We start from the raw sequence: 19,784 nt of genomic DNA on the forward strand, positions 1-19,784 counted from the left end.
ACCCCGAAATTGATTTATATACACTCCTCTTTATCTTAGATTTAGAGGAGTTTTTATTGGTTAAAGGTTTTCTAAACTGATTACAAAGTATTCCAGCAGCTCGATAAGCAAACGGATATTTACTTAATCGGTTGTTAGCATTGAAAATCAAGCTGTTAAAATTGCTAAAATCGCCTGAACTGGATCTTCACTATTTCCAGCCAAAAGTTGCTTGTGCATGGTGATCAATTGCATCACCTGAATTTGTGCAGTTTCAATATTCATTAATTTTTCAATTTGATTGGCCAAATTTTCTGCTGTAGCATCTTGTTGGATAAGCTCTTGAATCACTTTTTTACCCGCAATAATATTCGGCAATGAATAATACGGAATTTTCACTAAAAATTTAGCAATCACATAGGTTAACCAATTCAACTTATAAAAAGTCACCATTGGACGATGCAACAATAATGCTTCAAGTGTCGCTGTCCCCGATGCCAAAGCTACAATATTGGCAGCATTCATGACCTGACGACCAATTTTTGATTCTTTATCGGTATTTTCCAGTAAATGAATTTTTGCGACCAAGTCACTTGGATAATGCTTTAATAATTCTTGAATTTGTTGTTTGCGTAAATCATTAATGGCAGGAATCAGGAACTGATAATCTGGATATTTTTGATAAAGAATTTTTGCTGCATCCAAAACCAACGGTCCAAGTCGTTCAATCTCACCACGCCGACTTCCTGGTAACAAGGCAATATGCTTTTGACTGATATCTAAACCAAGCTCTTGCTTTGCATCCAAAATTGGATTTTGTAATGGCAATTGACTTGCCAGTGGATGCCCAACAAAGGCTGCTGGTACCTCATATCGTTGATAAAAGCCTTTTTCAAAAGGAAATAGACAAAGTACTAAATCTATACTGGCTTTGATACCATGGACCCGTCCTTGTCGCCAAGCCCATACAGATGGACTGACATATTGCACCGTTTTAATCGGCAAGTTTTTCTGTTTTATACTTTTTGAAAGACGTAAGTTAAAGTCTGGCGCATCAATACCGATAAAAACATCTACAGGATTGGCAGTCCATTTTTCGACTAGACCATCACGTACAGCAAATAATTTTTTTAAATCTTTAAGCACTTCAACAATTCCCATCACAGATAAAATATCCATTGAATAAAAACTGTTAAATCCTTCTGCAATCATTTGAGGACCACCAATCCCCTCAAATTCAGCATCAATACCCTGTTCACGAAAACGACGAATAAGTTTTGCGCCTAAAGTATCCCCTGATACCTCACCTACGACAATTCCAATTTTAAGCTTTCGATTTTGCAAGATATTCTTCCTGATCAGCACTATAACTGCATGATAGCATATTCATCAGATTTAATTGTGAATAGTCAAAACAGGATACTGCTATGGCAAATAGGTGAATTTATAAAACAATTCATCTAATTTTCTATCGTTATTTTATTTTCTATTTATATTTTCAATTGCACGATGCTTGTAAGCACTTCTTACAAATAATAAACTAAGCGATAATTATTATCATTTAAGATAAGCAATGTTGAATTCTCTCCCACACAGTTTTAAGTTCTCTATTCTTAGTTTAGCAGTATTCAGTGCTCAGCAAAGTTTTGCTGAAAATATTGAAAATCTACCCACAATTTCAGTTCAAGCCACAACTGATCAAACTGAATTAAGCTCTGAACAATCAAAATCTTATATCGTTAAAAAATCAGCAAGTGCGGCCAAGCTGAATATTCCTATCAAAGAAACACCACAAACAGTGAATGTAGTGACACGTCAGCAATTAAATGATTTTGCGCTCAATAGTGCACGTGAAGCTTTAAGTAATACTCCCGGTATTACTGTCAGCAATCAGGAAACCGAACGTTCAACCTACACCGCTCGTGGTTTTGAAATCTCAAATATTTTAACTGATGGCGTCGGCTTCCCTTCTAGCAGCTACAATTATAATCTCTGTACACGACAAAAATAGATAACTCATTGAAATAATGTCATAATAATTGTTTTCTAACGACGAATACTATGACACATCTCAATGAGTTATATCTTATCTTAAACAAATATCTAAAATGGAACAAGTCACATTTAAAGTGCTTTGCGCTCATCATGCTTGTGATTATTTTAAAGCAAACATGTAATCTTTCTTCTGCATCTAAAGCCTTGCCCATCAAGTGCTTACCACAATCATTTTATCGACGTATGCAGCGCTTCTTTGCAGGTCAGTATTTTGATTATCGTCAAATTTCTCAGTTGATTTTCAATATGTTTTCATTCGACCAAGTGCAACTGACTTTAGATAGAACCAATTGGAAATGGGGAAAACGAAATATTAATATCCTGATGCTCGCAATCGTTTATCGTGGAATAGCGATACCTATCCTTTGGACATTGCTTAATAAACGTGGAAATTCAGATACGAAAGAGCGCATTGCTTTGATTCAACGCTTTATAGCCATTTTTGGTAAAGACCGTATTGTGAATGTGTTCGCAGACAGAGAGTTTATCGGTGAGCAGTGGTTTACATGGTTAATTGAACAAGACATCAACTTCTGCATTCGTGTTAAAAAAACTTCATTGTCACCAATCATTTAGGAAAGAATCATAAAATTAGTGATTTATTTCGCCATCTTAAAGTTGGTCAAATTGAATGTCGTAAACGACGGATTTTGGTTGGTCGGGTGAAACTATATATAAGTGCACTACAGTTAGAAAATGGAGAGCTTTTACTCGTCGTTTCTCCTCAGTTTAATGCCAATGCTATTCAGGATTATGCATTACGCTGGGAAATTGAAACCTTATTCAGTTGTCTCAAAGGACGCGGGTTTAATCTTGAAAATACGCGCTTGACAGACCCTAGACGAGTGAAAAAATTGATTGCGGTGTTAGCTATAAGCTTCTGTTGGTGTTACTTAACGGGTGAATGGCAACATGATCAAAAAAAAGTGATAAAAATAAAGAAGCATGGACGACTCTCAATGAGTTTATTTCGCTATGGTTTAGACTATGTTCAAATGGCGATTCAGCGTTTAATTGGTTTTGGGAAAAAAGAAGAGTTTAAGGAAATTTTGGCAATTTTAAGAAGGCAGAACCCTGATAGGATAAGGGTTCTGTGAAATTTGTCGTGTACAGAGAATTATAATAATACCAATCCTGATACATATTTTTATGATCGTATTGACGTGATTAAAGGAGCAGATGCTTTAACCAATGCTTTTGGTGATCCAAGCGCAACAATCGATTATATCCGTAAACGCCCTACCCAAGAATTTCAAGCGAATGCTGGGCTAAGTTATGGCTCTTGGAATACCCAACGCTATGAAGCAGATGTTTCAGGTGCACTCAACAAAGAAGGTAGCATCCGCGGACGTTTGATGGGTTATGAGCAAACTGGGGATTCTTATCTAGATCGTTATTCATCTGAGAAAAATGGATTTTCTGGCATCATTGATGCGGATTTAAGTGATAGCACGTTATTGACTGTCGGTTATAGCCAACAACAGAACAAACCTAATGCAAATAATTGGGGTGCCTTACCACTTCTCGGTGCAGATGGGAAACAACTTTCCTATGAGCGTAATTATAATCCCAATCCAGATTGGGCCTATTGGGACAACAAGTCACAAAATGCTTTTGCTGAGTTAAAGCAAAAAATTAATGACAAGTGGACAGCAAAGCTGAGTTATAACTACACCCAAACTGATCACAACAGTAACTTACTCTATTATTATGGTTATCCTGATCAAAATGGAGCGGGTGTAGCGCTTACCGCTTGGGGTGGAAAAGAAAATCTAAAAAGTCATTTTGCCGACTTAAATCTACAAGGCTCATATTCATTATTTGGCCGTGAGCATGAAGCGACGTTAGGTTATAGTTATCTACAAAATAAACAGTATGATCAACAAACCTCAGGCACAATTAATGACAGTAATATCAATAATAATAAGACCACGGACTGGGCAAGCTGGACACCTCAATCAGTCACTTGGTCAGCGTTTAGTGATGCGGCAAACTATACACAAAAGCTCAATTCTGTATATGCGGCAACACGACTACACTTAAACGATGATTTAAAACTTTTACTCGGTTTAAATTATGTTCAAGCTAAAAGTGAAGGTGAAAGTTACGGTTCATCAATGGCCTATGACGAAAACAAAGTATCTCCTTATGCTGGCATTACCTATAACTTTAACCCTGAATACACAGGTTATCTAAGCTATACCTCTATTTTCCGCCCACAATCTGGATTGGGTACTGATAATAAAGCACTCAAACCAGTTGAAGGTGAAAGCTATGAGGCAGGTATTAAAAGTTCATGGCTAGATGACAAACTCACTGGAACTTTGGCGGTGTTTCGCACAGAACAAAGTAATTACCCTTTACGTAACTCTGATGGAAACCCTCTCAATCGAAAAGTTGAAACCAGTGACTTACGCTCTCAAGGGGTAGAAGTTGGACTGGCTGGACAATTAACAGATCATTTGAATCTGGCATTTGGCTATAGCCAATTTAGCTTAAAAGATTTAAAAAATGGTGGAGAAGCACGTACTTACAACCCGAACCAAACAATTAACCTTTTAACCACCTATACCATTCCAGCTATACCTAAACTGAAAATTGGCGCAGCCTTACAATGGCAAGATGCAACCAAGCTGTATGACTCTACTGTAAAGAGTACAATTACCCAAGATGCTTATGCTTTAGTGAATTTGATGACCAGCTATGAGTTGAATAAGCATATTTCGCTTCAAGCAAATGCAAACAATGTAACAGACAAAAAATATTTATATAGCTTTCCAGATGGTCAGGCATTTTATGGCCCATCTACAAACTATAATGTTGCAGTGAAATTTAAATACTAATCTGAATTCGCCTTAATCTTTTAGGATTAAGGCGTTTTCAATTGCAAGAAAGTGATCGTTATGCAGCTTATGCTCTACCCTTTATCAGTGCTCTATCGTTTTATACTGGCTTTTGGTATGGGCTATGTGTGCAGTTATTTAGTATCTTTAACTTTAATTGATGTGTTTTATCCTTATTTTGCCAAAGCTGAATCTATTTATTTGGCGGCATTTAGTGCACTTATTTTTTACATTATTTTTGTGATTCTAAGCTTTTGTATTCATTCTTTAAAGAAACTTACGCTGATCAGCCTAGCTCTGGTCGCTACTTTTTTCCTATTTTCCAAGTTTATAGGTTAACTCATGCATAAATCTGTTCGTCAATCTATGGCATGGTTACACTCTTGGATCGGGCTTACCTTCGGCTGGCTGTTATTTGCAATTTTTTTGACAGGTTCTGCAACATATTATCGCCATGAAATTAGTATGTGGATGCAACCACAATTCGCGAGTATGCAAATCAAACAGGAATCCGCTATACAGTCTGCGTTTGCTTATTTGCAAAAAAATGCCCCAGATGCAAAAAGTTGGTATATCGGCGTTGCAAATCAGAATACCCCTGCAAATAAAGTTTATTGGCAAAAAGCCGATGGTGGTTATGAAAGTAAAACTTTAGATGCCAATACAGGTAAAGAATTGAGTCTTTCTGCCACACAAGGCGGTGATTTCTTCTATGGGTTTCATTACCAACTTTATGGAATGCCTTATTCTATTGGGCGTTTGATTGTCACCTTTGCAGCGTTAATTATGTTTATAGCCTTGATTTCAGGCATTATTACCCATAAAAAGATATTTACCGATTTCTTTACCTTAAGAGCATTTAAAGGCCAGCGTTCATATTTAGATTTTCATAATGTAAGTTCGGTAATTGCATTGCCCTTTTTCTTAACCATTACATTTACCGGATTGGCGATCTTTTTCTATCTGCTTTTCCCCGCAGGGATGAAAAAAGCCTATCCAGATAATCCATATCAGTATTTTGATGAAATTCGTCATGTATCAACTGCAAACAAGTCTCAACAAGCACAGCCGAAGAATATGTTATCTATTCAACATTTCCTGCAACAAACCCAACAGCAATGGGGAAAAACGAATATTGATAACATTACCGTAGATCAACCCAATACACAGCTTGCCAAGCTCACGGTTACTGCCTTAGAAGATCATTCGATTACACGTAATCAAGCACAACTTAGCTTTAATGGCGCTACTGGTACTTTAATTGGGAATACCCGTAATAACAGTGCAATTGCAACATTAAATGCCAGTATGTACGGGCTGCATATGGCGAATTTTGCCCAACCTTTATTGCGTTTAGGCTTATTTTTCTCTGGCCTCTTAGGTTGTGCAATGATTGCTTCTGGTTTATTGCTCTGGAGTTTAAAACGACAATTACAAAAGAAAAATGAGCATTTTCACTTTGGGCATTATCTGGTAAACCGACTCAATACCACGATGATTATTGGTTTACCCATTGCGATGTTGGGTTATTTATATGCCAATCGTTTTGTGCAACTTCAAGCAGATACACCAAATTATGAAGTCTATACATTTTTTACTTTGTGGTTATTCAGTTTTATTATTGCGCTTTGCACAAAACAACAATATCTCTGGAAAACTCAGCTCAAGCTGCTAATTGCCATGACATTAGCCTTGCCTATTTTAAATCTCTATTATCTGATTTCTAATCAATATATTCATTCATTACAGGATTATTGGTTATTTTTACGTGTGGACTTAATGATCTGGTTATTTGCCATTTTAGCGATTTTTTTACATCAAAGAATCACACCGATTCAAAACAAAGCTGTGGCGAAGATCAAGAAAAAGCTGGAACAAAAACCAGCGCAGGAGTCTGTGTCATGATATTGACCTTAGCATTTCTCCTGATCCTGATTGCCAGTTATAGCTTATATTTGATCAGCTCAAAGCAGATTACCAAGACTCAGAAAAGTAAATTGTCTGTTTTAGTACAACATGTGAAATTGGTAAAAGTTATCGCGTTTACGTTGATCATCTCGGCTTTATTTTTATTCAGTGTAAATTATGGCAATAGCATCTCTTTTGTGGCCTTATGTATACTGAGTAGCCCAATACTGTTTGGATTGATACTCTTTGTAAATGATTTAAAACCAAAAATAAAAAAGTAGACATCTAGCGTTTGAACACAGCTCTAGACTCAATTAAATTTAAGTTTAGATAATTTTCAGCATAATCGTGCTCATTCCTATCAAAAAATGGAAGCTTATTGCTTCCATTTTCAACAGTTAAACATTAAATTCAATATGTTTTCCTGTTGGAAGCTCTACATCAATGCGAAGCTTCCCCCCCATTGCTTCAACATATTTCTTTATCGTTGAAATTTTAAGATCATGACCACGATTTTCAATTGCTGAAAGTGAAGGCTGCTTGATTCCAAGTATCTCAGCTAATTCTTTTTGCGAAATCTCTAATTCTTCTCGAATAAGATGCAGCTGCGTTTGTAAACGTAGTTCATCAGCCATTTTTTGAATTCGGTCTTGACTCTCTGGAGAGCGACTAGCCAATAGTTCCTGTAAGGTTTTAGCCATTAGATTGATCTCCTAGGGTTGAAAGATGAAGTTCGTATTGCTGTTCTGCAATATCTAACATCTCTTTATAAAAACGCTTTTTACCGCCCTTATTACCAATACAAAGCACAATAGCCTGTCGTAATGGATCAAATATAAAAAAGGCTCTTAGTGGTTTACCTCTATGTTGAACACGTAATTCTTTCATGTTCATGAATTTCGAGTCATTTACGGTATCAACTAAAGGGCGACCTAAACTTGGCCCCAGCTGTTGTAGAACGACCAATGCAGCTAAGACTTTTTCCTGTGTTGAATCATCTTGCTGTTCAAGCCATTCATTAAACAAATCCGTTGTAATGACTGTCCACATGCGAAACCTAGAAATATAGACTGTAATCTATATTTTAATATAGTACTTATAGAAAGGCAAAGTTTCTTTTAAGAATTGAACACTCATATAAAAAACATTCGAGCAGTGTTTTTACTTTCTTATGATTGTTAAAGTGTTAGAAGATTAATGTGCAATTTAAGATTAGATTGTCAAAGTACAATAATTTTTTAATTATCTTTGGCTATACTATAAATCGTTTTTATTCGATATAAATAACTGGTGTAATTTCCACGAAAACTATACAATCTACATTACCCCACTATTCTCCCAATTTCTGCTGAATTTGCCTTAAAATAATTTAAGCTGTTCAGGTTGTAAGTTCATTTCAATATTTTACAATTTAATCAATCTATAAAATTTCCACGAGGATTTTATGTTGCTGCAATGGTTTGAAAAGTTAGTAGATCCATATCCGTCGAAAGGTTTAAACGAACCATTACCCACCAAGTTCTTTCCATTTGTTTGGCAAGCTGCGACTGGTGTTAAGCGTTATTTATTGATTTTAATATTATTCACTGCTGCAACAGCAAGTTTTGAAGCTTTGTTTTTTTCACAAATCGGACATTTAGTCGATTGGTTAACACAGTCTAAACCTCAAGACTTTTTAGTAAATCATCGTGAAAATTTGATCTTTTTAAGCTGTATTTTATTGGCAAATATCTTTTTTGCCAGTATGCAATCCATTATCAGACATCAGATTTTATACAGTAGTTTTCCAATGCGTTTGCGTTGGAGATTTCATAATCTAATGCTACGCCAAGGCTTAGACTTCTTCCATAATGACTTTGCTGGACGTTTATCTGCCAAAGTCATGCAGACTGCGCTAGCAGTACGTGAGTTTTGGGTGATTTTGGGCGACATGGTGACTTATGTTGTCATCTATTTCATTACCATCAGTATCGTGTTGGGATCAATTTCTCCTATTCTCTTGATTCCACTTTTATTATGGTTGGCGTTGTTTGTCAGTGCGGCATTATATTACATTCCAAGATTAGGACGAATTTCCAAAGAACAAGCCGATGCGCGTGCGGTGATGACTGGACGTGTAACCGATGCCTATACCAACATTCAGACAGTAAAACTTTTTGCACATGCAGGCCGTGAAAGCCAGTATGCAAAAGAGTCAATGAAAGAGTTTATGCGTACAGTGTTCAAACAAATGCGTTTAGGCACTGCATATGAACTTTGCATCAATTTGCTGACAGCCGTTTTATTCTTTGGGGTATTAGGTACTGCTGTTTGGTTATGGTTACAGGGTCAAGCAGCGATTGGTGTGATTGCAGCAACAACAGCCATGATTCTTAAACTCAATAGTATGGCTGAGTTTATGATGTGGCAAACCTCTGCCCTATTTGAAAATGTCGGCACAATTCAAGATGGTATGCAAACTTTAGGTCGTCAGATTAATATCCAAGACAAAGAAGATGCCAAACCACTTGTTGTGACTCAAGGTAATATTAAATTTAGCGATGTCACATTTGCTTATAACAGCAAAAAAGTCATTGATCACTTTAATTTAAACATTCAACCGGGTGAAAAAATTGGGATTGTGGGACGTTCAGGCGCTGGAAAATCCACATTAATTCAATTACTTTTGCATTTTTACACCATCAATAATGGAAAAATTACCATTGATGGTCAAAATATTGAAGAAGTCACTCAAGACAGTTTAAGAAAAAATATTGCGCTTGTGACCCAAGATACCTCTTTATTACATCGTACAGTTGCGGAAAATATCAAATATGGCCGCCCTGATGCGACTGATGAAGAAATGTATGAAGCAGTAAGAAAAGCCAAAGCAGATGAGTTTATTCCGCAACTTTCAGATTTAAGAGGCCGTACTGGCTATGATGCTTATGTCGGAGAGCGTGGAGTAAAACTTTCGGGTGGTCAACGTCAACGTATTGCCATTGCACGTGTATTTTTAAAAGACGCACCTATCTTAATCTTGGATGAAGCAACCAGTGCTTTAGACTCCGAAGTTGAAGCTGCAATTCAATCAAGCTTAGATGAGTTAATGCAAAATAAAACTGTGATTGCGATTGCTCACCGTCTTTCAACCATTGCACAAATGGATCGTTTGATTGTGTTAGATCAAGGTCAAATTGCAGAACAAGGTACTCACGAGGAACTGATCGCACAAAATGGTATTTATGCACATTTATGGCATAGACAGACTGGTGGTTTTTTAGTTGAACCTGAACCAAAAGCCACAGAAGATGAAGATTCAACAGTCAGCACTTCGTAAATAAAGTGTTTAAATAGCCAAATTATAAAAAACCACGTTAAAAATAGCGTGGTTTTTTATTATATAGTCAACCAGTCAAAAACTCAGACTCAAGAATATAATTTTTTCATAATTAATATTTTAAATTAAATCAATAATATGTAAAAATTATTTGATTATAAAAAGTTAGCAATGCCACACTTTACTTTTAAAATTTTAATCGCATTGCGTAGGCTATCCCTCATCTTATACTGCAAATAGCACTCTTGCGCTTTCCGCTTACTTATCCAAATAAAACAACAACTCTTCCTTATAAATCAATAATCAAAAACAAAAAAGCTGCCTCATATAAAGACAGCTTGTTATTTAAATCTAGCCAATCAACGCTATTTTAAATGATTAATACCAATTCATTAACGAAACACCTAGACCGACATAAGTCGCACGGTGATTATAATCAATCAAGCTTTCGCCATAGCCATCAAACAATTGAAAATGCCCACGTAACTTGCCTTTAATTGGAAACGCCCAATCAAATTGCATTGCGCCGTGCGAATCGTCCCCACCTTTTAAAGAGTGACGTAGCATCAAAGAAAAATCATTGTCATTCCAGCGATAGAATGCAGTCAAATCACCACGACCGATATAATTTTTAATGTCAGGGTTATTGTCATCCTTAAAATCTTCTTCGATGCGATACCACGGACGTACCATCAAGGCAAAATTATCTTTTTCAAAACCAAGATTTAAAATAACCCGATTCCAACTACGTGATAGCGGATCAGAACGCCCGTTTGACTGATGATTCAAAGTTAAACCCAGTAAGCGACCATTTAAACCCAATAAATTATAATTGGTTCTAAAAATCAAACTTGCTTCAGGTTCATAATTTGTTTCACGAAATGGACGAGACTCTTCACTGTTATAAACTTGCCAGCGAGACGATTGGGTATAACCAACCCAAACATCACCATTGTTCCCAAAAATATTTTCGGCAGCTTTGGTTTTTAAAGAAATCTGAAATTTAGCTTCCATTGACTTTAAATTTTGATCTTCATCCACGGTGTTTTGAGGATTTGGACTCTGCGGAAATTCATTTTTCTTGCTGGTCCAAAATGCAGGAAGCAAATAAACAGGTTGATTCGCGCGAATATTCCACGTACCTAATTTACTGTCTTGAGAAAGCTCCCAACGTCGATCAAGTAATGAGGTATTTGGATCAATTTTATCACCATGAATGGCAAATAAATTTTCTGCTTTCTGGGTGATTTTATCTTTGAGAGTTTCAGGTTCAACATTGGCTTTTTGAATATCTAAAGCAGCACGTTGCTCTGACACCAAGACTTGCGGAGCAACGGTAGGTGTTTTAAATATTTTATCGTAACAAGCCAAACGGTCAGCATTAGATTCGAGTGCAACACAGGCTTGCGTGCTTGCAGGATTCACTTGTGCAGTATCATCTGCATGAGCAATGGTCACCAAACCAAAACTGAGCATCATTAAGATGCTCAGATTCAATGGTGTACGTTCAAAATTTTTGAACGACATAGAATTCTCCAGAAAGAATTTATAGGGTTAATTTACTTTCTTAATTTCAAAACCTAATTGTTCCAACACTTCTTTTTTGGCAACTGGAGCGACTACAGCTCTTACAGGCTTTTGCTCAAGTAAATAAGTTTGTGTGACACGCTTAAGATCGTCAATAGTAACGTTTAATAAGCGCTCGCGTAATTGCTTTCTAAACGCAGGTGTACGTCCATGAAGCAATGCATAACATGCAGTAATGGCTTCACCTGCGGGTGAACCAGGTTTATCCATACTAGAAACCAGACCAAGAATGGCTTCTTCAAGCTGATAATCGTGCTGCTCTTTATTTAACAACCAATCTAAACTTGCTTCAAAGTCTTGGAAAGTTTCTGCAAGGCGTGGATCACGATAACTATAGAATCGGAACGAGCAAGCATTGCCATCATAACTTGCGCCCCCACCATATGCACCACCCTTTTCACGAATAGCACTATGTAGGAAACCATTGCGTAAATAGCCTGCAAGCACCATCAACGGCGCTGCATCTGGATGGGCAACATCTACAGCTTGGTAAGCAGAAGCACAAAATTGAACATTGGCTTGAATTAACCACGCTTGATCTGCATTGCTCTCATCCATAGCCACTTGCGTTAAATATACAGGAGATTGATCAACTGCAAGTTTATCCCAAACCGTTTGCACTTCTTCAACTAAACGCTCTGAATGATGCTCTTCACACACCAATAAAAATTGTTTTGGTGCAAGCATTAAGCCCTTATGAATTGATTTTAACTCATCTATAAACGCATCATATGCCGCATCATCTTTTTCAATTTTTGCGATCAAATCACCTAGCCAATTCAATGCGCCTAAGCCTGTATTGTCATAATCGCGTTTTGCCAACGCACTCATATGACGCGAGGCAATTTGCATGGCATAACTATGTCCAGAACCCGATAAACGAGAAGCCCAACGTGTTTTACGTTGTTGTAAAAGTTCGATAATACGATCTTTTTCATCAAAACGTAATTGCTCAAAAGCCAGTTTAAGCAACTGAATCGCATCAAACTTATCCGTTAAAGATTTGGTTGTTAAAGTCAACCATGCACTGATTTGACCTTTGTCATCGGTTTTAGAACGAAGCGAAGCACCCATTCCCAAACCGCCACTAACAGCCGTCTGTAACTGCTGAAGTTCAAGATAATCATATTCGCCCGCACCTACTTCTCCCATGAGAACAGACAGTAAGTTAAAATAAGGCGATTTTACAATTTGATCTGGTATTTGAATCAATACTTGTTGGTAGTAAATTCCATTTGTGCCTGCATGGTACAGATTTAATGGTGTATCTACCCCATTGCAAATCACTTCACGCAATTGACCTTGAACAATGGCCAATTCAGCTGGAATGTCTTCCAAACCGACTTTAGGCAATAAGCTCAAATCATCTGGAGTTTCTTGACGAATTTTTAAAGCTTCAGTTTGTGCGATAATTTCAGCTTTATCTGCTTCTGACAAAGCCTCACCAATTTTCGCTAAACGTGCTTTTTCATCTTCTGCTTCTTGAGCAGATTTATTTGCATCTGGAACTAAAGTCATTTGTACACGATGCGGATTATCCAATAAATGAACTTGAATCAAGTTGGATAACCACATCGGATCTTTGAGTTCTTCTTTTACTTCTGCAATGGCAGTATCTACATCCCAAGCATGGATTGGATCATTATGATGAATTGCATTGCCCAAACCATTGAGAATCAGTGTTAAACCATACGGCGTACCATCACCACTGATTTCACGTTGATGTAATTCAATTTGATGCAAAATCGCATCGACCATGTCTTTATCAATAGGCTTTGAAGCAACGTCTTGAAGGATATTAAGCACGCCATTTTTAAATTCTTCAGTATGCTCAGGATTTGAACCTTGAACTCCACAATAGAACGTCATTTCATAGTTAGAATCATCTACACCCATGATTGGACCTGTAGACTGTGCATAACCACATGTTTCTAAATAATGGCGCAACGGCGAAGCAGAGTTTTCTAAAAGAATTCCTTCAACCAAACGCATACCCAGACGAAGTTTAACATCACTGGTTTTTGGCAATAACCAAGACAAAATATGATAAGTCTTGTCTGTTAAATCTTCTGCATCAACAGCATAGGTTTCTTGTACTTCAATCGGTGCTGTTAGTCTTTGCTCTTCTTTAGAGTAAATCGTTTCACCTTTGCTGAATTTAGACAACGCCAACTTTTCAAATTGTTCTTGTAGTTTATAAGCAGGCTCATCACCAAAGGTCATAAATACCGCATTACTTGGATGATAATGTGATTTATAGAACGCCACTAACTCATCATAAGTTAAGTCAGGAATATCCTTCGGATCACCACCAGAATTATAATGATAAGTCGTTTTCGGGAACAAATGATGTGCAAGCTGATGGTAAAGCTGATCTGAAGGTGAACTCATTGCCCCTTTCATTTCATTAAATACCACGCCTTTATAAACAGGCTCACCATTTTCCAACTCAATACGAATACCTTCTTGAGCAAAATCCAATGGATTTAAATTGGCTGCAAAAGCCGCGTCCAAATAGACTTCCAAAAGGTTTTGGAAATCCTTTTTATTTTGGGTTGCAAATGGATAAGCGGTCCAATCAGCTGCTGTAAACGCATTCATAAAAGTATTTAATGAACGACGAATCATCAAAAAGAATGGATCACGTACTGGGAATTTCTCTGAACCACACAATGCTGTATGTTCAAGAATATGTGCCTCACCTTTGGAATCCATCGGTTGAGTACGGAAAGCAACAAGGAACACATTTTCGTCGTGATCAGTTGCTAAATGGTAGTGCATTGCACCAGTCACTTTATGTTTATATTCAGACACTAAAATGTCTAAAGCTTCTACATGGTGTTGACGTACCAGCTGAAACGCAGGATGAACAGTTTGAGATAAGGTTTCAGTGACATCTACAGTCATGCGATCTCCAATATTAAATGTTTATCTATACCTTCAAGTATAACCGAAACTTAAATAAATGCGATTCATTCCTAACACTAATTCTTAGTAAATCAATCAGGATTAACCGTGACTGGCTGCTGAAATATCAAGAATACGCAATGCGATAAATAAAAAAAGTGATGATCAAAGGATTCGATCATCACTGTAAACTTAACTTTTTAACTCAATATTTTTAAATTAGTAATACCTATGTTTTTTCTGTATCCCAACGCTGAGCAATAAAAATACAGATAAAAATTGCAATCAATAATACAGCCGATGCAGTGAAACGACTCAGGGCTAATCCACCATGATCAATCGGTTTATCCAGAAAATCACCAACCACAGCGCCTAATGGTCGAGTAAGCACAAATGCGCTCCAGAACAAAATAACCCTTGAAGTTTTTGTAAATAAATACAAGGCGATGACGATGAGAATCAAAACCACATACAGCACAATCCCACCGCTATAACCCAGTCCTGCTGTATCTGATGACCAATCCCCCAATGCAGTACCTAAAGTTTGTGAAAAGGTAATGGTTAACCAATAGAACAGTTCTGCACGAGGCTGATTGATATGTGGTGAAATTGTTCCTTCGACTTTGTACCAAGCATATAAAGTCAACAATACCAAACTGAGTAATAACGTACTTCCACCTAAATAACCAATACCCAGTGAACGATCGACAAAGTCTGCTAGTGTCGTGCCCACTGTCGTACTTGCAATAATGGTAAACCAATATAAATAGGGGTGAAAAGCTTTAGCACGAATTTGAAAATAGACAAAAGCGATAAAGATAAAAGCAAAGATAAAGGTACCGACCAAATACCCTAAATTAAGTGACATTGAAACAGCATCGCCAGCCGTTTCACCAAAAGTGGTTGCAAAGATTTTGGTGATCCAAAACAGTAATGTGACTTGTGGAACTTTAGAAATCAGTACATCTAAATCATTTTGCTTCATTAGATTTATTCAGCAATTATGCGTTAAAAGCTATATTCTATGCTTCGACTTAAAATAGAATTAAAAACGTGATAAAAGTCACTTTACCCTGTTAAAAACTGAGTCATCATTTGTATTTAGCGCTTATCAAGATTTCACCAAAGCGGATATATGTCTTATCTAGCTTGAGAAGTTTTATAGAAAAGAATTGCTTAGGCTATTTTTTTAGTATTTTTACCACGAAAACTATTTTTGCAGACCAACACCAATAATCTCCAAAAATAAACATAACCTTAAAGCCTATCGTTGTAATTCAGCAGCACCATTTTCAAATGATGCTGTTGCTCAGAGTTAGAGGTATAGACCAAGGGATTTCCAAATTCACTAAATTAAATATTTAAAGTAATTATAATTTGGGTGATTTGAGACAAAAACATAATTTTGTTTTTGATAAAATGGCGCTGCATCTTTTTCACTACTTAGGCACAAGGCAGAAAAATTAGATTTTGCTCTTTTTTCAAGTTCGAGCAATAAACTTTTACCCAATCCAGTTTTGCGATATTCAGGCAATACATAGAAACGGCGTACCCGACCAATTTTATGCTGAGTTTCTGAGTTCTGCTTTGTATCACCATCCTCACTGATTTGAATATTTAAACCACCGCATGCAACCAGTTTATCTCCATCAAACGCAACCAATAAAAATTCACCATGTCGATTAAATCTATTGCTGCCTTGCTGAAACTCATCAACCAAACGTTGAATAAAATGAAACCCTTCTTTTTCAGCAACTACGGCTAAATCTTGAATTTGCGCAGGCAATTGATCTACCTGTTGAATTAAAATATTCACTCAACCTCCAATATGTTTTAGGGTTTGTAGACAGTTTTAGCTTGATGCCTATGTTTATTTCTCAACAAAACCTAACCCAGCGATCTCAATCAATCACATGGAAACAATCTAATTTAATCACGCACACTGATCAATACAATGGCTTAAACTAAGCAATAATCGTCTCAAAAACAGGTTTTGTTCAGCACAAGCAGGTTGTAAAATTCCAACAAACCATATTTGACAAATGTAATTGAAATTTTTTCAACAAACTACTGTAAAGCTGAGCATTCGTGTAAACTTTATGTTTTTAACATTGATGTGATGAAGAACATGGCTACAGTTGACCTTTTTGCAATTGGTAACGCGCTCATTGACCAAGAATTTAAAGTATCAGATCTCTTTTTAGCTGAACAAAATTTGCAAAAAGGCACCATGCAACTCGCAGATGGTGAATCTCAAACTCGGCTATACAATAATTTAAAAGCCAGTCAAAATTATAAAGGTCAAGCATCTGGCGGTTCAGCTGCCAATACCACAGTGGCATTCAGTGCATTAGGTTCTTCAGCATTTTATGCGTGCCGTGTTGGAAATGATGATCTAGGCACAACTTATCTCGATGGTTTAAATGATGCAGGCATCAAAACGTCGAAAAAATCGATCAGTGAAGGTGTTACGGGTACATGTATGGTTCTGGTCAGTGAAGACTCAGAACGTACGATGCAAACTTATCTTGGCATTACCGCCGAACTTTCAGATCTACAAATGGATTTTGAACCTTTAAAAACAGCGCAATGGTTATATATCGAAGGTTACTTGTCTACAAGTGATTCAGCACGCGCAGCCGTAAAACAAGCACGTCAAATTGCTCGTGATCACAAGGTTAAAATCGCATTAACCCTATCTGACCCGGCAATGGTGCAATATGCACGCCAAGGTCTAAATGAATTAATCGATGATGGTGTAGATCTGATTTTCTGTAATGAACAAGAAGCCATGATGTATACAGAAACTGACTCTGTAGAAGCTGCGCTGAATCAATTAAAAACACTAAGCACTGATGTGGTGATTACACTCAGTGAAAAAGGTGCATTAGTCGCAGAACAAAAACAACATTTTTATGTTCAAGGTCGTAAAGTAAATGCAGTCGATGCAAATGGTGCTGGTGATGCATTCTCAGGTGCTTTCTTATATGCTTTAAATAATGGTGAAAATTTACAAACCGCGGCACAACTTGCTATTCTTATTTCAAGCGAAGTGGTGTCTAAGTTTGGACCACGCCTAGATGTTGCAGACTACGCAAATCTACTCGAAACGTTCAAAAAGGAATGTGCATAAATGTCTGAAAAAATTGCAATGACCGATGAAATTGAAGAGCGTAAGGCACGTGCGTTTGACACAATGACTGGCGATACCATTTTTATCACTCAACGTGATGGCGCATTTTATGCCTACCAAAATGTCTGCCCTCACCTACAAACTGAACTGGAATTTCTGGAAAATCAGTTTTTAGATCAAGACGGCGAATATATTCAATGCTCGACGCATGGTGCTTTGTTTGAAGTTGAAACAGGTGAATGTATTTCAGGACCATGTCTGGGTGATAAACTTGAAAAAGTGAATATTTCAGTCCATTCAGATGGTGGTATCTACATCGAGGACGAATAAGGTTGGAAACTGCCATGCTTGGATTCTTATTTGAACATGAATTAATGCCCTTTCACCTCAGTGTCTTGGCTTTAATTCTGCTGAGTATGGCAGAAACTTTTGGCTACTATATCGGCTTACGGCCAAGTACCTTTCTGAAAAAAATTTCACCAGACTGGCTCATTGAGTCGCCTCTGTTACAAGTTAAATTTTCCAAAGTACTTATTTTCGTTTTTTTATTATTGAATTTTAGTTTTGCAGGCTATTTTTTACAGCTCTCTATCTTTGCAAGCAAACAAGTATTTGCCGCTTGGTATTATGTAGTTTTACCCGCATTGGTAATTGCAATCTTCTTCACCGTGTTTATGATTCATTGTTTGGATCAGGTGATAAAACCTAAAGTTACGTTGAATCAAGTTGACTTGCTTGGACGGTTGGCCACAGTCTCTAGTGGTAATGCACGACCTGGGTTTTCAGCTCAAGCACGGGTCCGTGATGAAAATGGACAACTGCACTATATCCAAGTCGAACCAGAATTTGGTGAATTAGAATTTCAATCGCAAATCATCTTAATACGTTTTAGAAAATCACATTATATTGCCAAGAAAATTTCGATCTCAAATCATCTATTTAGTTCAGATCAGTATTAAAAGTCTGACCCGGTTGAGCACGTCCAATACCTTTATTACGTCTCCAGCTGAATCTAATCATAACTTGCCCTCATTTTGGCCAAGTTGCAATTTTAGCTTCAATCCGTGCACAAAATGACGCAATTTGAACTTGAGTAAGCGATTCAGCTTTATACAGGGACAACATTTGAAAATGGCATTTTGGTGCACAGGTACTCAATAATGCGATTTTCAATATGCGTTTTACTGGTTGCCAAAGTACCAAACGATCTACCCACCAAGCTGAACCCAATGAAGTAATCGCCAATGTGTATTTGAGGTTGTCGAGTTTAGGTTGAATTGCACCCAAATCGTTTGCATGATCATAAGCAACTCCAGGAGCCCAAATACGATCAAACCAGCCTTTCAGTATTGCAGGAAAACCAAACCACCAAGTCGGAAAGACCAGTATTAAAGCTTCTGCGGAAAGTAAATCATCTATATTCTCTTTGACAGCTGTTTGATCAAATGTAGGACTGTAATAACTTTGACGTTCCTCATCTGTCAGTGCGGGTGAAAAACCAGAGGCGTACAGATCTTCAACCACAACTTCATGACCATTGGCAATTAAAGTCGCTATTGCGGTCTTCGCCAAGCTTTGACAAAGGCTATCAGTTACAGGGTGAGCAATAACAATTAAACATTTCATGGTGATTTCCTTTCAGCTCAATCAGTTATAACTTATTAGATAAAATGAACAAGAATTTAAATCATTGAACTTCAGCAAAAATCCAAATATAGATGAAGTTGTACATAATCAAATAAATACCCAACTATCAAAATAGAAACATCTTTTAACTTTTAATTATGACTAAAATTTAAGCATAAATCACGATAATTGTTCCCCCCCATATTTGTTACTCAATTGGAATTTTTCTAAAATAATAAACTCAACAAAAATTTAAACCAACCTTTTTAATCGGAATAATTTTTCATCAAATTTAATTCAAACTAATTTAGTTGGTTTAATAAAATCTAAACAATACCATTTTACTAGGTTTTATTTTTATTAATTACAAGTGTTTTAATCAACTTTAAAATGAATAAAAATTAGTATATTTTTTAACATAACAAAT

At 36.8% G+C, this 19,784-nt stretch carries 15 protein-coding genes and 2 pseudogenes; 9 read left to right on the top strand and 8 right to left on the bottom strand.

Features of this window, described 5'->3' with window-relative positions; all coding sequences use genetic code 11:
• Window positions 1-147 precede the first annotated feature (147 nt).
• Entirely contained in the window at window positions 148-1,323 is a 1,176-nt protein-coding gene (gene lpxB / locus MTO68_RS13110) for a lipid-A-disaccharide synthase (RefSeq protein WP_004822153.1), read from the bottom strand.
• A 229-nt stretch (window positions 1,324-1,552) separates the two neighbouring features.
• Between lpxB and MTO68_RS13115 the strand changes: the two are divergent.
• From MTO68_RS13115 to MTO68_RS13135, 5 genes and pseudogenes are all read left to right on the top strand, one after another.
• A pseudogene (locus MTO68_RS13115) lies at window positions 1,553-1,969 on the top strand (TonB-dependent receptor plug domain-containing protein); the annotation flags it as partial.
• Between the two features lie 71 nt (window positions 1,970-2,040).
• Window positions 2,041-3,131 (top strand): IS4-like element ISAba1 family transposase gene (locus MTO68_RS13120; protein WP_088631513.1). Its coding sequence is split into 2 segments (ribosomal slippage): window positions 2,041-2,581 and window positions 2,581-3,131, totalling 1,092 coding nucleotides; the frame shifts between segments, so codons are not numbered across the junction.
• An 18-nt stretch (window positions 3,132-3,149) separates the two neighbouring features.
• Window positions 3,150-4,877: pseudogene (locus MTO68_RS13125) on the top strand (TonB-dependent siderophore receptor); the annotation flags it as partial.
• A 60-nt stretch (window positions 4,878-4,937) separates the two neighbouring features.
• The gene (locus tag MTO68_RS13130) at window positions 4,938-5,216 is read left to right on the top strand and encodes a hypothetical protein (RefSeq protein ID WP_244012809.1); all 279 of its coding nucleotides are present in this window, start codon (window positions 4,938-4,940) and stop codon (window positions 5,214-5,216) included.
• A gap of 3 nt (window positions 5,217-5,219) precedes the next feature.
• Window positions 5,220-6,782, top strand: a complete 1,563-nt coding sequence (locus MTO68_RS13135; RefSeq protein WP_244012811.1) for a PepSY-associated TM helix domain-containing protein — start codon at window positions 5,220-5,222, stop codon at window positions 6,780-6,782.
• A 401-nt stretch (window positions 6,783-7,183) separates the two neighbouring features.
• Here MTO68_RS13135 and MTO68_RS13140 read toward each other — a convergent pair whose 3' ends face one another.
• Window positions 7,184-7,486 carry a helix-turn-helix domain-containing protein gene (locus MTO68_RS13140; protein ID WP_244012813.1) on the bottom strand — a complete coding sequence of 101 codons (303 nt, stop codon included), beginning with the start codon at window positions 7,484-7,486 and terminating at the stop codon, window positions 7,184-7,186.
• Window positions 7,479-7,835, bottom strand: a complete 357-nt coding sequence (locus MTO68_RS13145) for a type II toxin-antitoxin system RelE/ParE family toxin (RefSeq protein WP_151802360.1) — start codon at window positions 7,833-7,835, stop codon at window positions 7,479-7,481. Before MTO68_RS13145 ends, MTO68_RS13140 begins: the two co-directional genes overlap by 8 nt.
• 397 nt (window positions 7,836-8,232) lie before the next feature.
• On the opposite strand from MTO68_RS13145, the gene MTO68_RS13150 reads away from it, so the two are divergent.
• Window positions 8,233-10,104, top strand: a complete 1,872-nt coding sequence (locus MTO68_RS13150) for an ABC transporter ATP-binding protein (RefSeq protein WP_167321166.1) — start codon at window positions 8,233-8,235, stop codon at window positions 10,102-10,104.
• A 378-nt stretch (window positions 10,105-10,482) separates the two neighbouring features.
• Here the strand turns inward: MTO68_RS13150 and MTO68_RS13155 are convergent, their stop codons facing one another.
• The 4 genes from MTO68_RS13155 to MTO68_RS13170 all read right to left on the bottom strand — a co-directional run bounded on the left by MTO68_RS13155 (window position 10,483) and on the right by MTO68_RS13170 (window position 16,414).
• Window positions 10,483-11,631 (bottom strand): phospholipase A, encoded by a 1,149-nt coding sequence (locus MTO68_RS13155; protein ID WP_004822164.1) that lies wholly within the window; start codon window positions 11,629-11,631, stop codon window positions 10,483-10,485.
• Between the two features lie 27 nt (window positions 11,632-11,658).
• Window positions 11,659-14,598 (bottom strand): insulinase family protein, encoded by a 2,940-nt coding sequence (locus MTO68_RS13160; protein ID WP_056511732.1) that lies wholly within the window; start codon window positions 14,596-14,598, stop codon window positions 11,659-11,661.
• A 229-nt stretch (window positions 14,599-14,827) separates the two neighbouring features.
• The gene (locus tag MTO68_RS13165; protein WP_004822168.1) at window positions 14,828-15,583 is read right to left on the bottom strand and encodes a hypothetical protein; all 756 of its coding nucleotides are present in this window, start codon (window positions 15,581-15,583) and stop codon (window positions 14,828-14,830) included.
• Between the two features lie 363 nt (window positions 15,584-15,946).
• Window positions 15,947-16,414, bottom strand: coding sequence for a GNAT family N-acetyltransferase (locus MTO68_RS13170; RefSeq protein ID WP_004822170.1), 468 nt, complete (start codon window positions 16,412-16,414; stop codon window positions 15,947-15,949).
• A gap of 312 nt (window positions 16,415-16,726) precedes the next feature.
• Here MTO68_RS13170 and MTO68_RS13175 point away from each other — a divergent pair, with 312 nt between their 5' ends.
• Genes MTO68_RS13175 through MTO68_RS13185 form a run of 3 tightly spaced genes read left to right on the top strand, consistent with a single transcriptional unit; the run spans window position 16,727 to window position 18,690 of the window.
• Window positions 16,727-17,731 (top strand): adenosine kinase, encoded by a 1,005-nt coding sequence (locus MTO68_RS13175; protein ID WP_244012815.1) that lies wholly within the window; start codon window positions 16,727-16,729, stop codon window positions 17,729-17,731.
• An 18-nt stretch (window positions 17,732-17,749) separates the two neighbouring features.
• A complete protein-coding gene (locus MTO68_RS13180; protein WP_162242519.1) occupies window positions 17,750-18,061 on the top strand; it encodes a Rieske (2Fe-2S) protein in 312 nt (103 codons plus the stop codon).
• Between the two features lie 14 nt (window positions 18,062-18,075).
• Complete coding sequence (locus MTO68_RS13185; protein WP_004822174.1) at window positions 18,076-18,690, top strand: OB-fold-containig protein; 615 nt, start codon at window positions 18,076-18,078, stop codon at window positions 18,688-18,690.
• 70 nt (window positions 18,691-18,760) lie between these two features.
• Here MTO68_RS13185 and MTO68_RS13190 read toward each other — a convergent pair whose 3' ends face one another.
• Window positions 18,761-19,357, bottom strand: coding sequence for an NAD(P)H-dependent oxidoreductase (locus MTO68_RS13190; protein ID WP_244012817.1), 597 nt, complete (start codon window positions 19,355-19,357; stop codon window positions 18,761-18,763).
• Window positions 19,358-19,784: the final 427 nt, after the last annotated feature.

Source organism: Acinetobacter sp. NyZ410 (assembly GCF_022828975.1).
Classification (GTDB): domain Bacteria; phylum Pseudomonadota; class Gammaproteobacteria; order Pseudomonadales; family Moraxellaceae; genus Acinetobacter; species Acinetobacter guillouiae.